This is a genomic window from Bartonella sp. AP30XZML, from assembly GCF_042195945.1.
Taxonomy (GTDB): domain Bacteria; phylum Pseudomonadota; class Alphaproteobacteria; order Rhizobiales; family Rhizobiaceae; genus Bartonella.
On the sequence record NZ_JBHIPJ010000117.1, the window covers coordinates 1 to 15,879 of the forward strand.

Genomic DNA, 15,879 nt, shown 5'->3' on the forward strand with positions numbered 1-15,879 from the left:
ATAAAAACAACAAATTATCACGTATTCCTACCTAATCCCACCTTTTCCCACTTAGTACAAAACCTAGTGTCAAACTACATTGATTTAACATGGAACAGATTTGAAATGAGAGAATCCCACGTTATTCGGGGTTCTAATTCAATATGAATAATGCTAATTTATTATTATAAATCAATATGTTGTAGCAGCAAGTTGACAAAGATCACATTTTGCAACTTGAATGAGAATTCTGACATTCTTCTTATTTCAATTCTGTTTATGTTGCACCAATAAAAATCGTCCGCTTACACAGCACAAACTGGATAATAACAAAAACTATTTTTAATAGCGCTTATGCACACTTTTATAAGAGACTGTTGCAGAACTAAGAGCTGGAAAATGAATGACTGTACGACCTTGTCAAGATCATAGCGTCCTTTTTCCATTCTTAAAATCAAGAATTCCCCCCCTATCATTTTCAATCTCATTTCCATAAATATGACGAAAAAGGTGTAACTACCCATAAAAAATAAATACATCGAAGCCAGATCTATTATGGTTGTTTGAGAAATTATCTGATAAAAAGAAAGAATATTTTTTCAATTCAGCAGGAATAAGTTTGTCTACTTTACGGCGTTGTTCTTCTCATAAAGCGCATACTTTTATTGTTGCTTGTGAGTCAATATCCAGTCCCCTCATAACCGCATATTAAAAGAAAAGAAAGAGTCGCTATTTCTCTGCGATACATGGCTTTGCAATAAAGGAAAACATATTGCTTCTATCTGATTGGTGTAATCTATGAAACAAGAAAAGAAGCCCATTGGAGAAAAATATGCCCAATTAGAGAAGAATGTAAAAATAGGAAACCAATGAAATTGCAAAAACAATTGCAAGAAAATAAATGCCTAAACTTTTTTCACAAACTCCGACTTTAAACTCATCTGACCAATCCCTGGAATTTTGCAATCGATATTATGATCCCCATCCACCAAGCGAATATTCTTTACCTTCGTCCCCCCTTTTAAAACAGATGAAGCGCCTTTTACTTTCAGATCTTTTATCACCATAACGGTATCTCCGTTTGTTAAAATCTGACTATTGGCATCATAAACAGTATTGACAAGAACCGTATCATCGTTTTTTTGTGGCCATTCATGTGCGCATTCAGGACACACAAAATTTTCACCATCTTCATAAGTATAAAGACAATCACAACGAGGACATTTGGGATATTGGGTCATAAATTCCCCTTATTAAAAGAAAAATCATTCATTATGACTGGTCATAAAGCAAGAAGTGCTTATTGTCCATTATTTTAGAAAAATGTTTCCCTTTGTTTCAATCCTCATCTGTCAACAGTGTTTATGAATGCCCTCATCACATACCATACATGGGTTTATAAAAATGATTGATCATTATACAACTCAAATGAGTCCCCGCATATCATAAAATTTACGCATTTCATTCTCTCTAATAAATTAATCAAAATCATTTTCTTATACATCACCAATGCAATTAACGAATGGATAAAAAAACAATTAGAAAAGGAACATCTCTGAATAAAACGTTCTCAAAGAGCTAAAAACTATTGCAGCATTGAGAAACAAGAAAATGATGTCCCCAACTTAACCTTTTATTTAAGTAAAGATAACAGTCATAATGTTAGAGAACAGACTGATTTATGATCATAGTCAATGGTTTTGTATATTGAATGAGAGCCGATAAATAAGCTGAGATTCTCTCAACCCCTTTTACATTGAAACAACCAAAACCTTTTGCATGTTACAAGTAGGAAAAGCCGTGTAAAACGATTATCCAAAATACTAAATACTCTCAAATATAAGAGCCAACATTGAAAGCGGGCAAAGTGAATAATGGTGCCGTCTTACTCTCTCATAAGCGTAAAAATGGTGCTGCTCAATGAAGGGACGGTTATCCCTTTCAAAGCAACACGCATAAGATGCGTTTTTAGTGTCTTGAGAGAGAAGATTCTTTAAAACAAACATATGAAATGTGCAACAATGATCGTATTTTGTTTTGTATGAGAAACATTCTCCTATTAAACAAAAATTTCTATCAAGCCATTGAGCAAACCCATTGGACATAAATGCTCCGATTATGCTCGATTATAATTTCCTACAGCATTTAGTTTTAAGAATCCGGCAGTTTTAGGAATCCGATTGATATGTAAGAGAGGAAAAAACAAAGAGAGCTTGAAAATGGAAGATCTCCCTTATGCACATAAAATCACGCCCCTAAAATCACACCCATGTGATCAATCATCATACCTTTACAAAAAAACATTCCAATGATCTTAGGTGATAATATCAGGGTGATCTCTCCCCAATGCTTGTTGTATATTTAACAGTTTTAATGCCACCTGTTGCAAAGGTTTAAGAACGTCTTGCGGATTAAAATTGTGTTTGCGCGGATCACTTTCATATTGTTCAAAATAAAGCCGTAAAGTAGCACCTAGCGTCCCTGTTCCCGACAAACGAACCACCAACCGTGCGCCATTCTCGAAAAAAATACGGATACCTTGCTGCGTACTAACGCTCTGATCAACGGGATCATGATATGTAAAATCATCTGCTTTTTTGACGAAAAATCCAGCAATTTCAGTTCCTGCATGTGGTAAGTGCGCACGCAAATGCTCTATAATTTCCAAAGCTTTGTCTGCTTCGACTTCTTCATAATCATGCCGTAACGTGTAAAAACGCCCATAGGTGTGCCAATGCTGTTGAACAATTTGTGCGACAGTTTTTTCTGTTACCGCTAAAAGATTTAACCAAAATAATACAGCCCATAAACCATCTTTTTCGCGGATGTGATGAGAGCCCGTTCCAAAGCTTTCTTCACCACAAAAGGTTACTTTTCCCGCATCCAAAAGGGTTCCAAAAAACTTCCATCCCGTTGGCGTTTCAAAAAAGTTTAGTCCTTTTTTTTCCGCAACCAGATCAGCAGCACGCCCCGTCGGCATAGAACGTGCTATCCCCACCACGCCTTTCCGATATCCTTTAATGAGGTGTGCATGTTCAGCCATAATAGCCAAAGAATCCGAAGGCGAAACAAATTGTTGACGACCAATAATGAGGTTACGATCTCCATCACCATCAGAGGCTGCGCCAAGATCTGGTCCTTTCTCTGACATCAATAAATCATAAAGAGCCTTGGCATAAACCAAATTGGGATCTGGATGACCGCCTCCAAAATCTGGCAAAGGAATACCATTAACCACCGTCCCTTCAGAAAATCCTAAACATTTTTCAAAAATTTCATGAGCATAAGGCCCTGTTACCGCATGCATGGCATCAAACCGTAAAGTAAGACCTCGATCAACGGCCTTGGCAATACAGTCGAAATCAAAAAGCTCCTGCATCAAAGAAACATAATCAGCGACAGGATCAATAATATCAATCCGCATGGCTCCCATAAAGATCGTACCTTGCCTATCTAAATCAATATCTGGTGCTTCAAGAATTTTATAAAAAGAAAGACGTTGCGATGTTGCAAAAATAGCATCACATAAAGAATTAGGAGCGGGCCCACCATTGGAAACATTGTATTTAATACCACAATCTCCTTCTGGACCACCAGGATTATGGCTTGCAGAAAGAATAAGTCCACCATGGGCATGAGTTTTACGAATAAGATGCGAAACGGCAGGTGTAGAAAGAATACCGCCCCTTCCCATTTTAATAAGAGAGACACCATGCGCCGCCGCCATCTTCAACACAATCTGAAGGAGAGTACGATTAAAAGTGCGCCCATCCCCCCCAAGAATCAACATTTTTCCTTCAAGAGGCCCAATGTTATTAAAAAGAGACTGTATAAAGTTTTCTACATAATGGGGTTGTTGAAAAACAGACACTTTTTTGCGCAAACCAGACGTTCCCGGTTTTTGCCCCTCAAAAGCCGTGGTTAAAACTGTCTTTACGGTCATATCAATCCTTCATATTCTTTCCTTTAACTTTAAGGTGAAGAGTATCCAAAGTCGACCATTAATTCTACTTGACGGAAGTGTGAAATATTTGCACACTCACCAGAAGTAAGAATTTTTAAAGAAGCCCTTTTATTTAAAACGCTTTTTGCCATATGTTTTTAAATACGAAGGCTGTTTTAAAACAAAATTTTCGTAAAAGAATACAGGAGCATCATGATGATGAAAAAAACAGTTCCCAATGTAACATTCCACACACGCGTACGCGATGAATCAGTGGATGGAGACAATCCTTATCGGTGGCAAGAAGTTAACAGCGATGCTTACTTTAAAGGAAAGCGTGTTATTCTTTTTTCTCTTCCTGGAGCTTTTACCCCTACTTGCTCAACCTTTCAGCTGCCTGATTTTGAAAAACTCTATGATGAATTTAAACAAGCGGGTATTGATGAAATTTATTGTCTTTCCGTCAATGATGCTTTTGTCATGAATGCTTGGGGAAAAGCACAAAATATCAAAAACGTGAAATTAATTCCCGATGGCTCTGGTGAATTCACGCGCAAAATGGGTATGCTGGTTGCAAAAGACAATGTTGGTTTCGGCATGCGATCATGGCGCTATGCAGCTGTTATTAATGATGGTGTGGTTGAACAATGGTTCGAAGAAACAGGTTTTTCAGATAATTGTGCAACAGATCCTTACGAAGTTTCTTCACCACAAAATGTTTTAAAAGCCTTGAAAAGCTAATTCCCCCAATCGTCTATTTAAACAAAATTTTACGACACAAATCTCCCTCCTCAGGAAATTTGTGTCGTTTACTTTTTGCAACCTCTATTCGTGAAAGCAGACACGATAAGTTGATTGTGCGCCTTCAGTGAGAAAATATTCCAACAATAATTTTTCAATAAATCTTTCATGTTTTAACGGCTTTGCAAAAGCTTGGAAAATTGCCGATGAAAAATCCCGTTGTGGGACTAAAAAATCAAAGAGTTAACAGCTGTTGCACGCTATCAAAAAATGAGGATGCAATTGCCAAATGCGCAAATTCATGCAAAACTCTCTCGGAAACATCAAGGATTAACATATAGATAAACTATGCAAAATCAACGCTCAGCTCCTCATATTGAGAAAACCTTTATGTTGAAAATGGTTTGATTTATAGAGATAATTTATAATTTTGCATATTGAATGTGAAAGCTGAATATCATAAGAGTGTCTCATTTTATCCCTTCTTATATTGCAACCATCAAAACCATTTTCTTGCCCACGACATGTGGGATTGGCATATGAATAAACGATTAAAAAGAGTGGAAATGCTTCTCGTAAATGCTTTCAAAGGCGAAAGCTGTGAACATCAAGACTGCAAGGTTCACAAAAGCATCAAGAGGGAAAATACAGATCAAACATTTGTTTGAAGAGGCGCACAGTTCAAATTAACTTATGTCTCATAAAAAGAAGCAAATATGGTATAAAAACTGCTCTGCATAAAGAACCGTTTATAAAGAAGATTCAATCAAAAAAATCCCGCAAACATTCCAATTCACATACCATAAACAGACTCATTACTGTTCTCATAGCCATTTATTCTAAGCTTTTATTTTTCTCTAAGAGAAAAACGGTTAAAGAAGTTGTTTATTCGGGTATTCTACCGTAAAGTGTGCTTCTATCTCTTCCTCTTCATCAAACTCAAAATCTTCATCACATTCAGGAAGACCAAAAATATCTGGATTGATGAAATAACAATCTTTTTTTGTCCCCTTCGCTACAATTTTATTTGTTTCTAATTCTTTGATACCTTCTTTAAAACTTTCAAAATTAAGATATTCTGGTTCTTGAATTGAAAGATCGCAAGTCAAAAATTCTTCAAGAATATCATGATCCAATGTTATCTGATCAAACCATAAATCCACATCATCCCCCTCATCTAACATTTTCCCTACCTGCCACAACATCACAAAAAATGCTTTCATACCACTAAATGATAGCCCAAAAATCATACGCCGACACGACGAGGCGCCTGAAAAGGTAATTTGCGGAAGATCTTCAAATCCGAAATTTGAAGGAAGAAGTTTAAATGATTTTCCAATATTCTCAGGTCTTTCAAGAATAAAGGGATTTCGTTCATAGAGCAGAGTAAAATCATATTGGACCATTTTCATTTCTCCGTTAAAGAATTGACTTTATGAAAAATGCATATTATTAGTAAGTTACCATTATGGCAGCTTACAATTCATCCAAACATGCTCCTGTAAAAAATTGTTCGATTTAAGTCATTCCATTGTTTTTTGAAGCTTAAAAAGTCTTTTAGGATAAAACGCTCTAGTTCTCCCTCCTTTTGCAATAAGGCTAGATTTTGTAATGTCCAAGAAGAGAACATCAAAGGATTTGATACTCATAGATGAGAATTCAAAGATGAAGCCAATATGAACTTGTCAATATTTTTATAAACTTTTGCAGAAGCTTTACGTGAAACCCTTTAATTTTCTCAGAGTTTTTGTTCGTTACAATTTTTTTTGCTCATTTTAACGCATTATCATCGCATCCTCAGAAGGGCACGTTTTATAGCAAATAGCGCTTATTTATCTCTTAAAAAATCTCTCTTTTATGCCGCACGCACTTCAAAACCCCGCTTTTGAACGCGTGCACCAACACGTATAAACGAGCAAAGCACAAATTTTAAAAATTGAATTTCAAATTTCCAAAATATTTCAAACAATCACTTCGATAAAGACCTTTACCATTATCATTTTTGGGCGGCTAAAATATCCTGTACTGTTTTGACCAATTGTTCTTCATCAACCGTCACTTGTGCTGGTCGACTTTCACGCCATGTTTGATTATCCTTAATTTCATGAGACAAACGCGCCCCTTCAATCAAATCTTTAATCTGTATTTTTCCGCTCTCACGTTCTTGTGAGCCTTGGATAACCACACAAGGCGCTTGGCGTCGATCTGCATATTTCATCTGCGCTTTTATCCCCGATGCCCCCAAATAGAGCTCAGCACGAATTCCCGCACCACGCAACTGCATCACCATTTTTTGATAACCAGCAACCGCCTCTGGCTCTTTATCCATCATCAGCACCACAACCGGCCCTGTTGTCTCCTTCATAGGCAACTTTCCAAGATTTTGCAAAGCAGCGATCAAGCGTGAGACCCCGATTGAAAAACCTGTTGCTGGAATGTTTTCACCACGAAAGCGTGCCACCAATCCATCATAGCGCCCACCACCACCAACGGAGCCAAAAACAACTTTCAGCCCATCATCATTGAAAACATCAAACAGCAACGTAGCCTCAAAGACAGGACCTGTATAATAATCCAGTCCACGCACCACCGATGGATCAATCTTGATACGATTCTGAAAGCCATTTGCGGCAAAAATTGCTTGCATTTCCTCAAGCTCACAAATTCCCTCACGCCCTTGAACATGATCACCAACCACTTCTTTAAGAGCCTCAAGCGTTTCTTCTGCTGTTTCAGCTCCAGCAGCAGTTAAGGTAAGAATACACTCAATCTCTTTATCCTTAAGCTCCGCCCCTTTTGTAAAGTCACCACTTTCATCCAAACGCCCTTTTCCCAAAAGCAAACGCACCCCTTCAGAACCAAATTTATCCAGCTTATCAATTGCTCTTAAGACAGTTAAGCGCTTTTCAGCCTGCTCATTTCCCCCCAAACCAATTTTCTCTAAAACACAATCGAGAATTTTTCGGTTGTTCAGACGAATGGCATATTCATGATGCTGAAACCCTAGTTTTTCCAAACTATCGGCTGCCATCATACAAATTTCGGCATCAGCTGCTACCGTTGGTGTTCCAACAATATCCGCATCAAACTGCATAAATTGCCGAAACCGCCCTGGACCTGGTTTTTCATTGCGAAAAACAAAGCCAAGACGATAACTGCGATAAGGCTTTGGCAAAACTTCAAAATTCTCGGCAAAATAACGAGCAAGAGGCGCGGTAAGATCATAGCGCAAAGACATCCATTGCTCATCATCATCTTGTAGCGAAAAAACGCCCGCATTTGGACGATCTGAATCCGGTAAAAACTTACCCAGCACATCTGTATATTCAAAAATTGGTGTTTCCAGTGCTTCAAAACCATAAAGTTCATAAACTTCACGAATTTGCGCAATCATTGTTTCAGTTGCATACAACTGTGCACTTGTACGATCAACAAAACCCCGGGGTAAACGGGCTTTGGTTTTTTCTTGTTTTGATAACATATTTTTCTCTAACAACAATATATATTCACCGATAACGTGTGTCTATCTTATAGAAACAAACGCTGCAATAACTTTATCAACTGGAAACTGGTAACAATATACATAAGCTTTTGCTTTTAAAAGATGCAAACCTTTACCCTTAAGGCAATCTACTGAAAATATTTGCATTTTCAATAGGAACATAGCCCCCCGCTCAACATGAAATGCCCGCTTAACATTCAATGAAAAGACATCTGTGCTTGTTGAAAGAAACCTCAAAGCGACTGTTGATTCTGGATAAATCGGAAGCATCCCCCTCAAAAGCCCTCCCTTTCAGAATTCTTCAGATTTATTACAGATGCAAAAATCCTCAAGACATCAGTGTGCTTTGCGCTTGTTCTGCAAAATGATTGATAACATTTTTTAAATCAACAATATTTCGTCCAGCATCTGTAATAGAGCGTGATACAGAGGGAATAACATTCTGCCAAAGTCTTTGTGGAAATTGATTTGCTAGTTGTGTCATTGTTCCACCTTGAGCGCCAATACCCGGAACGAGAAACAGACTATTTTTTAACTGCTCGATTGTGTCTTTTGATTCAGATCCTAATGTCGCTCCTATAACCGCACCTATGGGGCCAATATTATGATAAATAACCGAAGACTGACTATTATAATCACAAATACACTGTGCAAGATGAAGAGAGAGTGTCTGATCACCAATAAGCGCATTTCGTATTTGTTTCCCCTCTGGATTAGAAGACTGAACAACCACAAAAACCCCTGCTCCTGTTTCTTCTGCAACCTTTATCAGAGGAATAAGAGCATCAAAACCCAAAAAAGGATTAACTGTCATGGCATCCACCTTGAACGCACTACTTGGACCAAGCCAAGCCTTACCATAGGCTTCAGCAGTAGAGCCAATATCCCCCCTTTTTGCATCCGCCAGAACCAATATGCCTTGTTCGTGTGCATTTTCAATCAGTTCTTTGAGAGCTTGAAGACCTTCCACACCATATAATTCAAAAAATGCGACTTGCGGCTTTATAATACCCACTTTACCAACAACTGCTGTTAAGAGAATATCACAAAAATCTTTTAGACCTTTATAATCAAAGCTTAGTTTCCACGATTGCAAAACTTTATGGCTCGGATCAAAGCCAATACAAAGAGGTCCATAGATTTCACGATTTTTAAAAAAAGTTGAACGAAACATTTTATATCCTAACAAGATCTCTCTTTAAACTTTTTGATACAATCAAAAAGAAAAGCATTTGTCAAAAGAATACAATAGCGAAAACACAAAGAAAGATCTCTCTATACAAAATGTGCTTTTATTTATGAAACATAAATATATTCCCATTTGTAACGCTTATCATATGTTTATCAACAAAAACATTGTCATGAGATAAAAATTCAAATTTATGAAAGAATATAAACAAAACAGCATCTATATTATAATGACCTCATAAAGCCCTATAGACATGCCTTGTCGTTTTCACCCCCCTTTTTTATGATCAACAAAAACTCTCTATGAACGCGCTTTAAACAAAAGTTTCAAAAGAAAATGCCCCATCATGATGATCTCGATCTTAACTTTAGATCTTTCCTATTCCTTTTGGCGCATATCTATCCCTTTTGGAACATAATTAGCAAAAAGGCATTGTATCTCCAGCATATTCAAGGAGATAAAACATGGAAACTCGCATTCCTGAAAACACACCATTTGAGACGAATTTTCTAGGAGAAACATCTCTAGAAGAAAAATATTCACTCTTTCACACACCCATTTCATGGTCCGCAATCTTTGCGGGACTGGTGACAGCTCTTGCCACCTCAATCTGCCTCTCTTTTTTGGTCGCAGCTTTAGGCTTAAGCCAAATGGATTTCACTTCTTCATCCCCATTTGAAGGCTCTTTCCTCTCCTTTGGCGTGGGTTCCGTTATCGTTACACTGATTAGCCTAGCCTTGGGAGGCTTTGTAGCTGGACGTTTTGCTGAATCATCAGGGATTCTTCATGGTTTTCTCACTTGGGCTCTCATAACATTGCTGATGACCCTCCAAGCCATCCACGTGGTTTCTAGTACAGCAAAGATAGGAGCTAAAACGGCTTTAGAAAACAGCTCCATGGTCCAACAAACCGTTGACAGCCTAAAAAACAATATTTCCCCTATACTTGCAAAATTAAACAGTGAAAGTCTTGAAAAGTTTTTTGCAAAAAATAGTGACAATGATATCAATTTTGACCAACTTGGTAGTGAATTGCACTCCCTTCTCAATAAAAGTGACATTCCTGCTCTCAACCCTGATCGCTTGAAACAAACCTATCAAGCTGCACTCAATGATATTGGTTCTGCGATAAAAGCTTTCAAAAATGATCCTTCTCACTATCGCACCACTTTAAAAAATCTTGGTGAGCGCCTGTCTGATCGTGTAGAAGATCTCACAACAAAATTTGATCGAAGTGATATCATCAACGCGCTTATGAAGGATGGCATGACCCGTGCGGATGCACAAACAGCAGCCAACCATGCTGTTCAACTCTATCAAAGCGCAGAGGAAAAAACCGAAAAAGCCATCAAAGCCCTTGAAGAACAGGCAGAAACACTCTCAGACAATCTTGAGGATACGATCAAGTCAGCAAAAAACACTGCAACTAAAGCCACAAAAACAGCCTCCAATATGGGGTGGTGGGGCTTTTTAGGAAGTCTGGTAGGCGCCATTATTTCCAGTGTTTTTGGCTATTATGGTTATAGAAGCCGTAAGGACACTTTCATGCTTTAAAACTTCTACCTCTAAAGCAAATACATAAAAAGCTGCACGCATAGTGCAGCTTTTTTGCAAAATTTTCTTGATTTTTGTATGTTTTTCAACACAACAAGAATTTTCGAAATCCACGTGGAAGCTTTTATAATCGTGAGAAACAAGCCTCAAAATAAAAGATTTTTTTAATAATTCTATTTTTTATGTTTTTCCTTTAAAAAACTTCTTAAATGAAGTGTTGACTCCATCGATTATATATGCGTTACAGCATAACAAATATGCGGCTATTGCTCTATTTTTTCCATTTAAGCCAAACAAATTTCGCAGAAAAATATTCCTCTACGATCAACAACTTTTCTCAATGTGGGAAACATATCAATCTTACATCTCATGTAAGAGGAAGCATTATGCGGTTAACATTTCATCCACACACAATATGAGAGAATAAGTTGAATTCTCTGATACAAAGGGAATACTAACCTACCAAATTATCTATTCTCAACAAAGCAACACTCTCACCACTTCAATACCAGTATTTTAGTTTGAGGATACGAATACAATTTGCATTCTAGATTAAATGTATCAAATAAACAATGGTTTAACTTTACATGCTTCAAACAAAGGACAAAATTCTATAATCATGCGTTATTAAAATTTTTTTTGTAAATATTTTTATACAGATATCAAAAATCGTACCATTGCTTTCAATACAAGAAACCGACATAAAAAATTTCATATTGAATTACCAAAATAGTCTTTTACAAATTGTGATATTAGAGCAAACACTTCATTGGCTAATTATATGAAAAAATAAAATAGAAAATGCATTTTAATAAATATAAAAGCAAATTTTTTTATAAAAGAATATGACAAAAACTGATAAATCAACTTATGATCATGTTATTTATGATTCAGATATTGAGTTCAGTTTTGCACAATCGTTTGAAAAAAACGATGAGATTAAAGTTTATGCGAAACTGCCTAAATGGTTTAAAATTGATACACCTCTTGGATCATATACCCCCGATTGGGCTGTATTATTCGAGCAAGATGGGTAAGAAAAACTGTATTTTATTGTGGAAAGTAAAGGAAGTATTTTCGAAGACATGTTGCGCAATCTGGAAAAAGCAAAAATCCATTGCGGTCGTGAACATTTCAAAGCTTTAGGAGAAAATACCCAATATATTGTTTCTGATAATTATCAAACTTTTATCGATCAAGCACTTCAAAAAGATACCATAACAACTTGAAAAAATGTTTTGGCTATGGAAACAGCCCTCCCCTGTTGTTTATAAAATGCAACTTTTTCCTACTCTATAATTTACAAGCTCTTCCTTATAACCGATTTTAATTTTTATTAAACAATCAAGAGGTTGTCGAACATTTTCCAGAAAGGGCTGCACATTTAAGAAAAGAAAATTATAAACTATTGAGAATACATTTGACACCCAAACAATCATTTAATCATAAAAATGATCTATAAACAAACATTGGATTTTTAATTCAATAATTTGATTTATAAAGATTTTCACATTTTTCATGTTAAATAATAAATGCAAATGGAGCAGGCATGCACGTCTCGTGTAGGTTCTGCTTTTGCTCTCATGCAAAGTGAATTGACAGTAAACAGACTCCTCGATAAACTCATCAAAATCAGCTTAACTGATGGCTTCATTTTGGAGGAAGAGGGGTTTGTACACAAGAGAAGCATTTGGGGACCATCAGCACTTCCAATCACATTCATCCCAATATCGCAACCAACAAACGCGTATTAATTCTCAAAGCCTGTAATTTATAGAGCGGGACCAATATTTTAAAGAATATCAACAGGGGGCATAATAATGCAAAAGGTAGATTCCTATACAAAAACAGAAAGGTATGTCATATATACCGTCATTATTTCCAGCATACTTCCTCTGCTGGACGGGAGCATTGTCAATGTCATCCTTCCTAACCTTGCGCATTATTTTTCAGTCGGAGAAAATAATATACAATGGGTTGTAACATCCTATTTTCTCGCCACCGTTCCAGGGCTGCTAATGGCCGCTTTTGTGCAAGGAAGAATAGGTATCAAAAGCACTTGGCTTCTTGCAAGCTTCATTTTTATGCTTGGATCACTGGGGGTAGGATTAAGCTATAATTTTCCAACTATTATATCTGCCCGTATCGTTCAAGGTTTTGGGACCGGTCTTTTGCTGCCCCTTAGCCAAACCATCATTGCCTTACAATTTGGACAGACACGCGTGCGCCAAGCCATGGGCACCATAGCCGTACCAACAGTTTTCGCTCCTGCCTTTGGTCCGCTGGTAGGCGCCTCGCTTGCTCAGTATGTGTCTTGGCGTTTGTTATTTTTTATCAATATTCCGCTTATTTTATTGGCACTCACCCTTGGAGCAAAACATTTAAAGAGCAACGAAACAACAAAAACAAAATTTAACTTATTTGCTTTTTTAGCGTTTTCCATCTCCCTTCTTTCGTTTTTTTACCTCACAGAAGCCAGAAATATCAATAACCACAACGCCCTCTTTATCCTAGCGCTTATAGCCGTGATATCTCTCATATTATTCATTGTTTCTAATCAGAAAGCAAAAAACAAATTAATCGTCTTTAGCGGATTTCAAAATGCGCGCTATACATTGCTCATGATCATGGGGCTCGTTGCTTCATTTCTTTTTTATAGCTTCCTCGTTTATTTCCCACTATCCGTTGCCATGGGAGGAAACTATGAAAAGAGCCTTCTCATCATCGGTGCCCTCCTTGCTCTGCAAGGAGTAGGTGCGTGGATTGGCAGGAAATTTATTTACCAAAAATGGAAAGAAAAATCTCCCTTTTTCATGATAGGAATTGGTTTAGTGATATCAAGCTTTGGGTTATTATGCTTCGGCTATAATATAAGCATGGATGGACTGGGATTCTTGCTAAGAGGCATAGGACTTGGCATCGCCACCATTGTCTGCCTTTCCGCCCCCATCCAATATGTCAACAGTTTATACGTCAAAGATACAGCCGTTATCACACGCATATTACAGCAAATAGGTGGTGCCTTAGGGGGTATATTCGCTGGCTTTTTGATCCATTCGCTGACAGAAGAATCCCTGTCCTTAAACCAAACATATATCGTATTCTTCATATTCTCTATCGCTGCATTTTTACTGTTTTGCCTAGCCCTCCTCTTATCGCGTAAAGAGAAGAATTTTGATTTATGATATGCTTTATTTGAACACCCTATCCATAACATTGGCAATGGCATATAAAATCATACAGCATTTACCACTTTTCGAGAAACCAACACACTGAGACATTGAACACAGCCTTCATCATTTTTATGAAAGAACACTAAACCGATAAGCTCCTTAAGCTCTAAAATTGATCACCTCCAGTAACGTACGGTGTTTGTAATTTTATGATACCTCTGTGCTTTTAAATCCCTCTAAAAACCTCTTGAAATATGGGATTTTCTGATCAGACCTTTGCAAAGATCCACGAAATTAAGCACGCGTTTCAATGCGGAATAGTTCCATAAATGCGCTAACAGACGCCCTACAGAACCAGCATAGAATATAGAACCCACAATGCCCCCAAATGCTGACCATCTTCTGCCACGCATCGCGATGCAAAAAATCGCACTGTATTGCAAACTTGATAATGTTATTCCCCCCTTTTCAAAGTCATTGAATCACTATGCTTTCATAATCACAATAGGTTCAAATGAAACTGAAGCGACAAAAACAGCTGGTAAAGCAGCATCTTCTCTCCATTTCATTGTTAACTGTCATAACAAATCTCCCCCGCTTTAATAAAAAAGCCCTCTCTCATTGAGAAAGAAATTTTAAAAACATTGAAAATCATGAAGCACGATGACAGACCGCAAACCATCTCTAAAAAGACTGTTTCTTGATTTTCACAGCGTACTCTTAGATTTCTCTAACATTTTCCTGCCTTTAAATTTTCCTTATAAGTTTTACGGACAAAAGAAGCTTTTCAGAACTCTTTTACACATAACTTCATTGCTTCAAGCTCCCTTACAGACACGATAAACGTTTATATTTTCATCTCTACCAAATACGCGAGATTAACAGCGGATATCATGAAAACAGTCTTTTTATAGAAAACAGTAAGCTTTAACGGAATAAACGAGATTTTAAACTAGCCTCCCGCATTACTCATTACTCGATACCGGTTATGCAAATAAAGAGCGCCATCTACTTTTTCTGACAAGCAAAGAACACACACAACATTTAGTAACATGCCATTATTGAAATTCTTGTCACAAAACCTTCCGTTCAGGGATTATGCGCATTGCCTACTTCCTTCTCTCCAATAAACAATCTGCCAATAAAGAATGCTATTGCAGTTACGATAATACAAAATTATACTTCTGTTCTCATTCTATATTTTTCGAATTATCACACATTATTCCCCCTTCACTGTTATAACAATGAAAGGAGAAAAAATAAAACACAATATGGCATTTATCTTTCACAAATCTTATATAAGCCACAAAATTGTTGCGCGACCTTCTATACAAGGTCAGGCAATAAAATCATACTCTAAAAACCACTCCACACCACTTTTTGATATTATAAAGCCATAAAATGCAATTATCGTCTCCGCAAAAAATATCTCAGAAAAACAAAATCCCTCCTGTAATCATTGGACTACTTCCTCCAATGTTTGCGTACCATTATACGTGTAAGGAGTTAAATAACTTGTTTATTGCATCATTTGCTCCTTCTGAGATTCCAGAAGGTACAAAATCCGAAAAAGTTAAAGCATGGCTACGTGCAATCAATGTGGAATGCGAAGAACCGCTTGAAGTCCTTGGTAACTTGCTTGGGGATTTTTTAGAAAAAGAATATTATGACCCAGACCCAAGCGGATTAAATCCATCATTATATGAAAAAATTTTACAGTTACAAAAAGTTAGCGGATTGTTTTGAGGATTTGGCTATACAGGCTACACATAAGACAAAAGAAGAGATGACATAAGAGC

The 15,879-nt window shown here is 37.1% G+C and carries 10 protein-coding genes and 1 pseudogene; 5 read left to right on the plus strand and 6 right to left on the minus strand.

Annotated elements, in window-relative coordinates:
• Positions 1-884: 884 nt before the first annotated feature.
• Together ACFIL2_RS09200 and ACFIL2_RS09205 are read right to left on the minus strand one after the other, a co-directional pair.
• Positions 885-1,220, minus strand: coding sequence for a zinc ribbon domain-containing protein YjdM (locus tag ACFIL2_RS09200; protein ID WP_375634389.1), 336 nt, complete (start codon positions 1,218-1,220; stop codon positions 885-887).
• Positions 1,221-2,293: 1,073 nt separating this feature from the next.
• Positions 2,294-3,922: an alpha-D-glucose phosphate-specific phosphoglucomutase gene (locus ACFIL2_RS09205; protein ID WP_375634747.1), complete on the minus strand. Its 1,629-nt coding sequence runs from the start codon at positions 3,920-3,922 to the stop codon at positions 2,294-2,296.
• A 216-nt stretch (positions 3,923-4,138) separates the two neighbouring features.
• On the opposite strand from ACFIL2_RS09205, the gene ACFIL2_RS09210 reads away from it, so the two are divergent.
• The gene (locus ACFIL2_RS09210) at positions 4,139-4,663 is read left to right on the plus strand and encodes a peroxiredoxin (protein WP_375634401.1); all 525 of its coding nucleotides are present in this window, start codon (positions 4,139-4,141) and stop codon (positions 4,661-4,663) included.
• Positions 4,664-5,535: 872 nt separating this feature from the next.
• Here the strand turns inward: ACFIL2_RS09210 and ACFIL2_RS09215 are convergent.
• From ACFIL2_RS09215 to pyrF, 4 genes are all read right to left on the minus strand, one after another.
• Positions 5,536-6,069, minus strand: coding sequence for a replication protein (locus tag ACFIL2_RS09215; protein ID WP_375680690.1), 534 nt, complete (start codon positions 6,067-6,069; stop codon positions 5,536-5,538).
• A 590-nt stretch (positions 6,070-6,659) separates the two neighbouring features.
• The gene (gene hisS / locus ACFIL2_RS09220; RefSeq protein WP_375634746.1) at positions 6,660-8,144 is read right to left on the minus strand and encodes a histidine--tRNA ligase; all 1,485 of its coding nucleotides are present in this window, start codon (positions 8,142-8,144) and stop codon (positions 6,660-6,662) included.
• A 42-nt stretch (positions 8,145-8,186) separates the two neighbouring features.
• Entirely contained in the window at positions 8,187-8,444 is a 258-nt protein-coding gene (locus ACFIL2_RS09225) for a hypothetical protein (protein ID WP_375681731.1), read from the minus strand.
• 49 nt (positions 8,445-8,493) lie between these two features.
• Positions 8,494-9,339, minus strand: a complete 846-nt coding sequence (gene pyrF / locus ACFIL2_RS09230) for an orotidine-5'-phosphate decarboxylase (protein WP_375634394.1) — start codon at positions 9,337-9,339, stop codon at positions 8,494-8,496.
• Between the two features lie 479 nt (positions 9,340-9,818).
• On the opposite strand from pyrF, the gene ACFIL2_RS09235 reads away from it, so the two are divergent.
• From ACFIL2_RS09235 to ACFIL2_RS09250, 4 genes and pseudogenes are all read left to right on the plus strand, one after another.
• Complete coding sequence (locus tag ACFIL2_RS09235) at positions 9,819-10,907, plus strand: DUF3792 domain-containing protein (RefSeq protein ID WP_375680691.1); 1,089 nt, start codon at positions 9,819-9,821, stop codon at positions 10,905-10,907.
• A gap of 845 nt (positions 10,908-11,752) precedes the next feature.
• A pseudogene (locus tag ACFIL2_RS09240) lies at positions 11,753-12,136 on the plus strand (hypothetical protein).
• A gap of 591 nt (positions 12,137-12,727) precedes the next feature.
• Positions 12,728-14,092, plus strand: a complete 1,365-nt coding sequence (locus ACFIL2_RS09245; RefSeq protein ID WP_375680692.1) for an MFS transporter — start codon at positions 12,728-12,730, stop codon at positions 14,090-14,092.
• Positions 14,093-15,595: 1,503 nt separating this feature from the next.
• Positions 15,596-15,826, plus strand: coding sequence for a hypothetical protein (locus tag ACFIL2_RS09250; RefSeq protein WP_375643662.1), 231 nt, complete (start codon positions 15,596-15,598; stop codon positions 15,824-15,826).
• Positions 15,827-15,879 lie beyond the last annotated feature (53 nt).

What these genes read in the sequence shown, in the direction of transcription:
- pyrF (WP_375634394.1), bottom strand. Translation starts at nt 9,339, where the DNA reads ATGTTTCGTTCAACTTTTTTTAAAAATCGTGAAATCTATGGACCTCTT.
- ACFIL2_RS09200 (WP_375634389.1), bottom strand. Translation starts at nt 1,220, where the DNA reads ATGACCCAATATCCCAAATGTCCTCGTTGTGATTGTCTTTATACTTAT.
- ACFIL2_RS09235 (WP_375680691.1), top strand. Translation starts at nt 9,819, where the DNA reads ATGGAAACTCGCATTCCTGAAAACACACCATTTGAGACGAATTTTCTA.
- ACFIL2_RS09210 (WP_375634401.1), top strand. Translation starts at nt 4,139, where the DNA reads ATGATGAAAAAAACAGTTCCCAATGTAACATTCCACACACGCGTACGC.
- ACFIL2_RS09215 (WP_375680690.1), bottom strand. Translation starts at nt 6,069, where the DNA reads ATGGTCCAATATGATTTTACTCTGCTCTATGAACGAAATCCCTTTATT.
- hisS (WP_375634746.1), bottom strand. Translation starts at nt 8,144, where the DNA reads ATGTTATCAAAACAAGAAAAAACCAAAGCCCGTTTACCCCGGGGTTTT.
- ACFIL2_RS09205 (WP_375634747.1), bottom strand. Translation starts at nt 3,922, where the DNA reads ATGACCGTAAAGACAGTTTTAACCACGGCTTTTGAGGGGCAAAAACCG.
- ACFIL2_RS09245 (WP_375680692.1), top strand. Translation starts at nt 12,728, where the DNA reads ATGCAAAAGGTAGATTCCTATACAAAAACAGAAAGGTATGTCATATAT.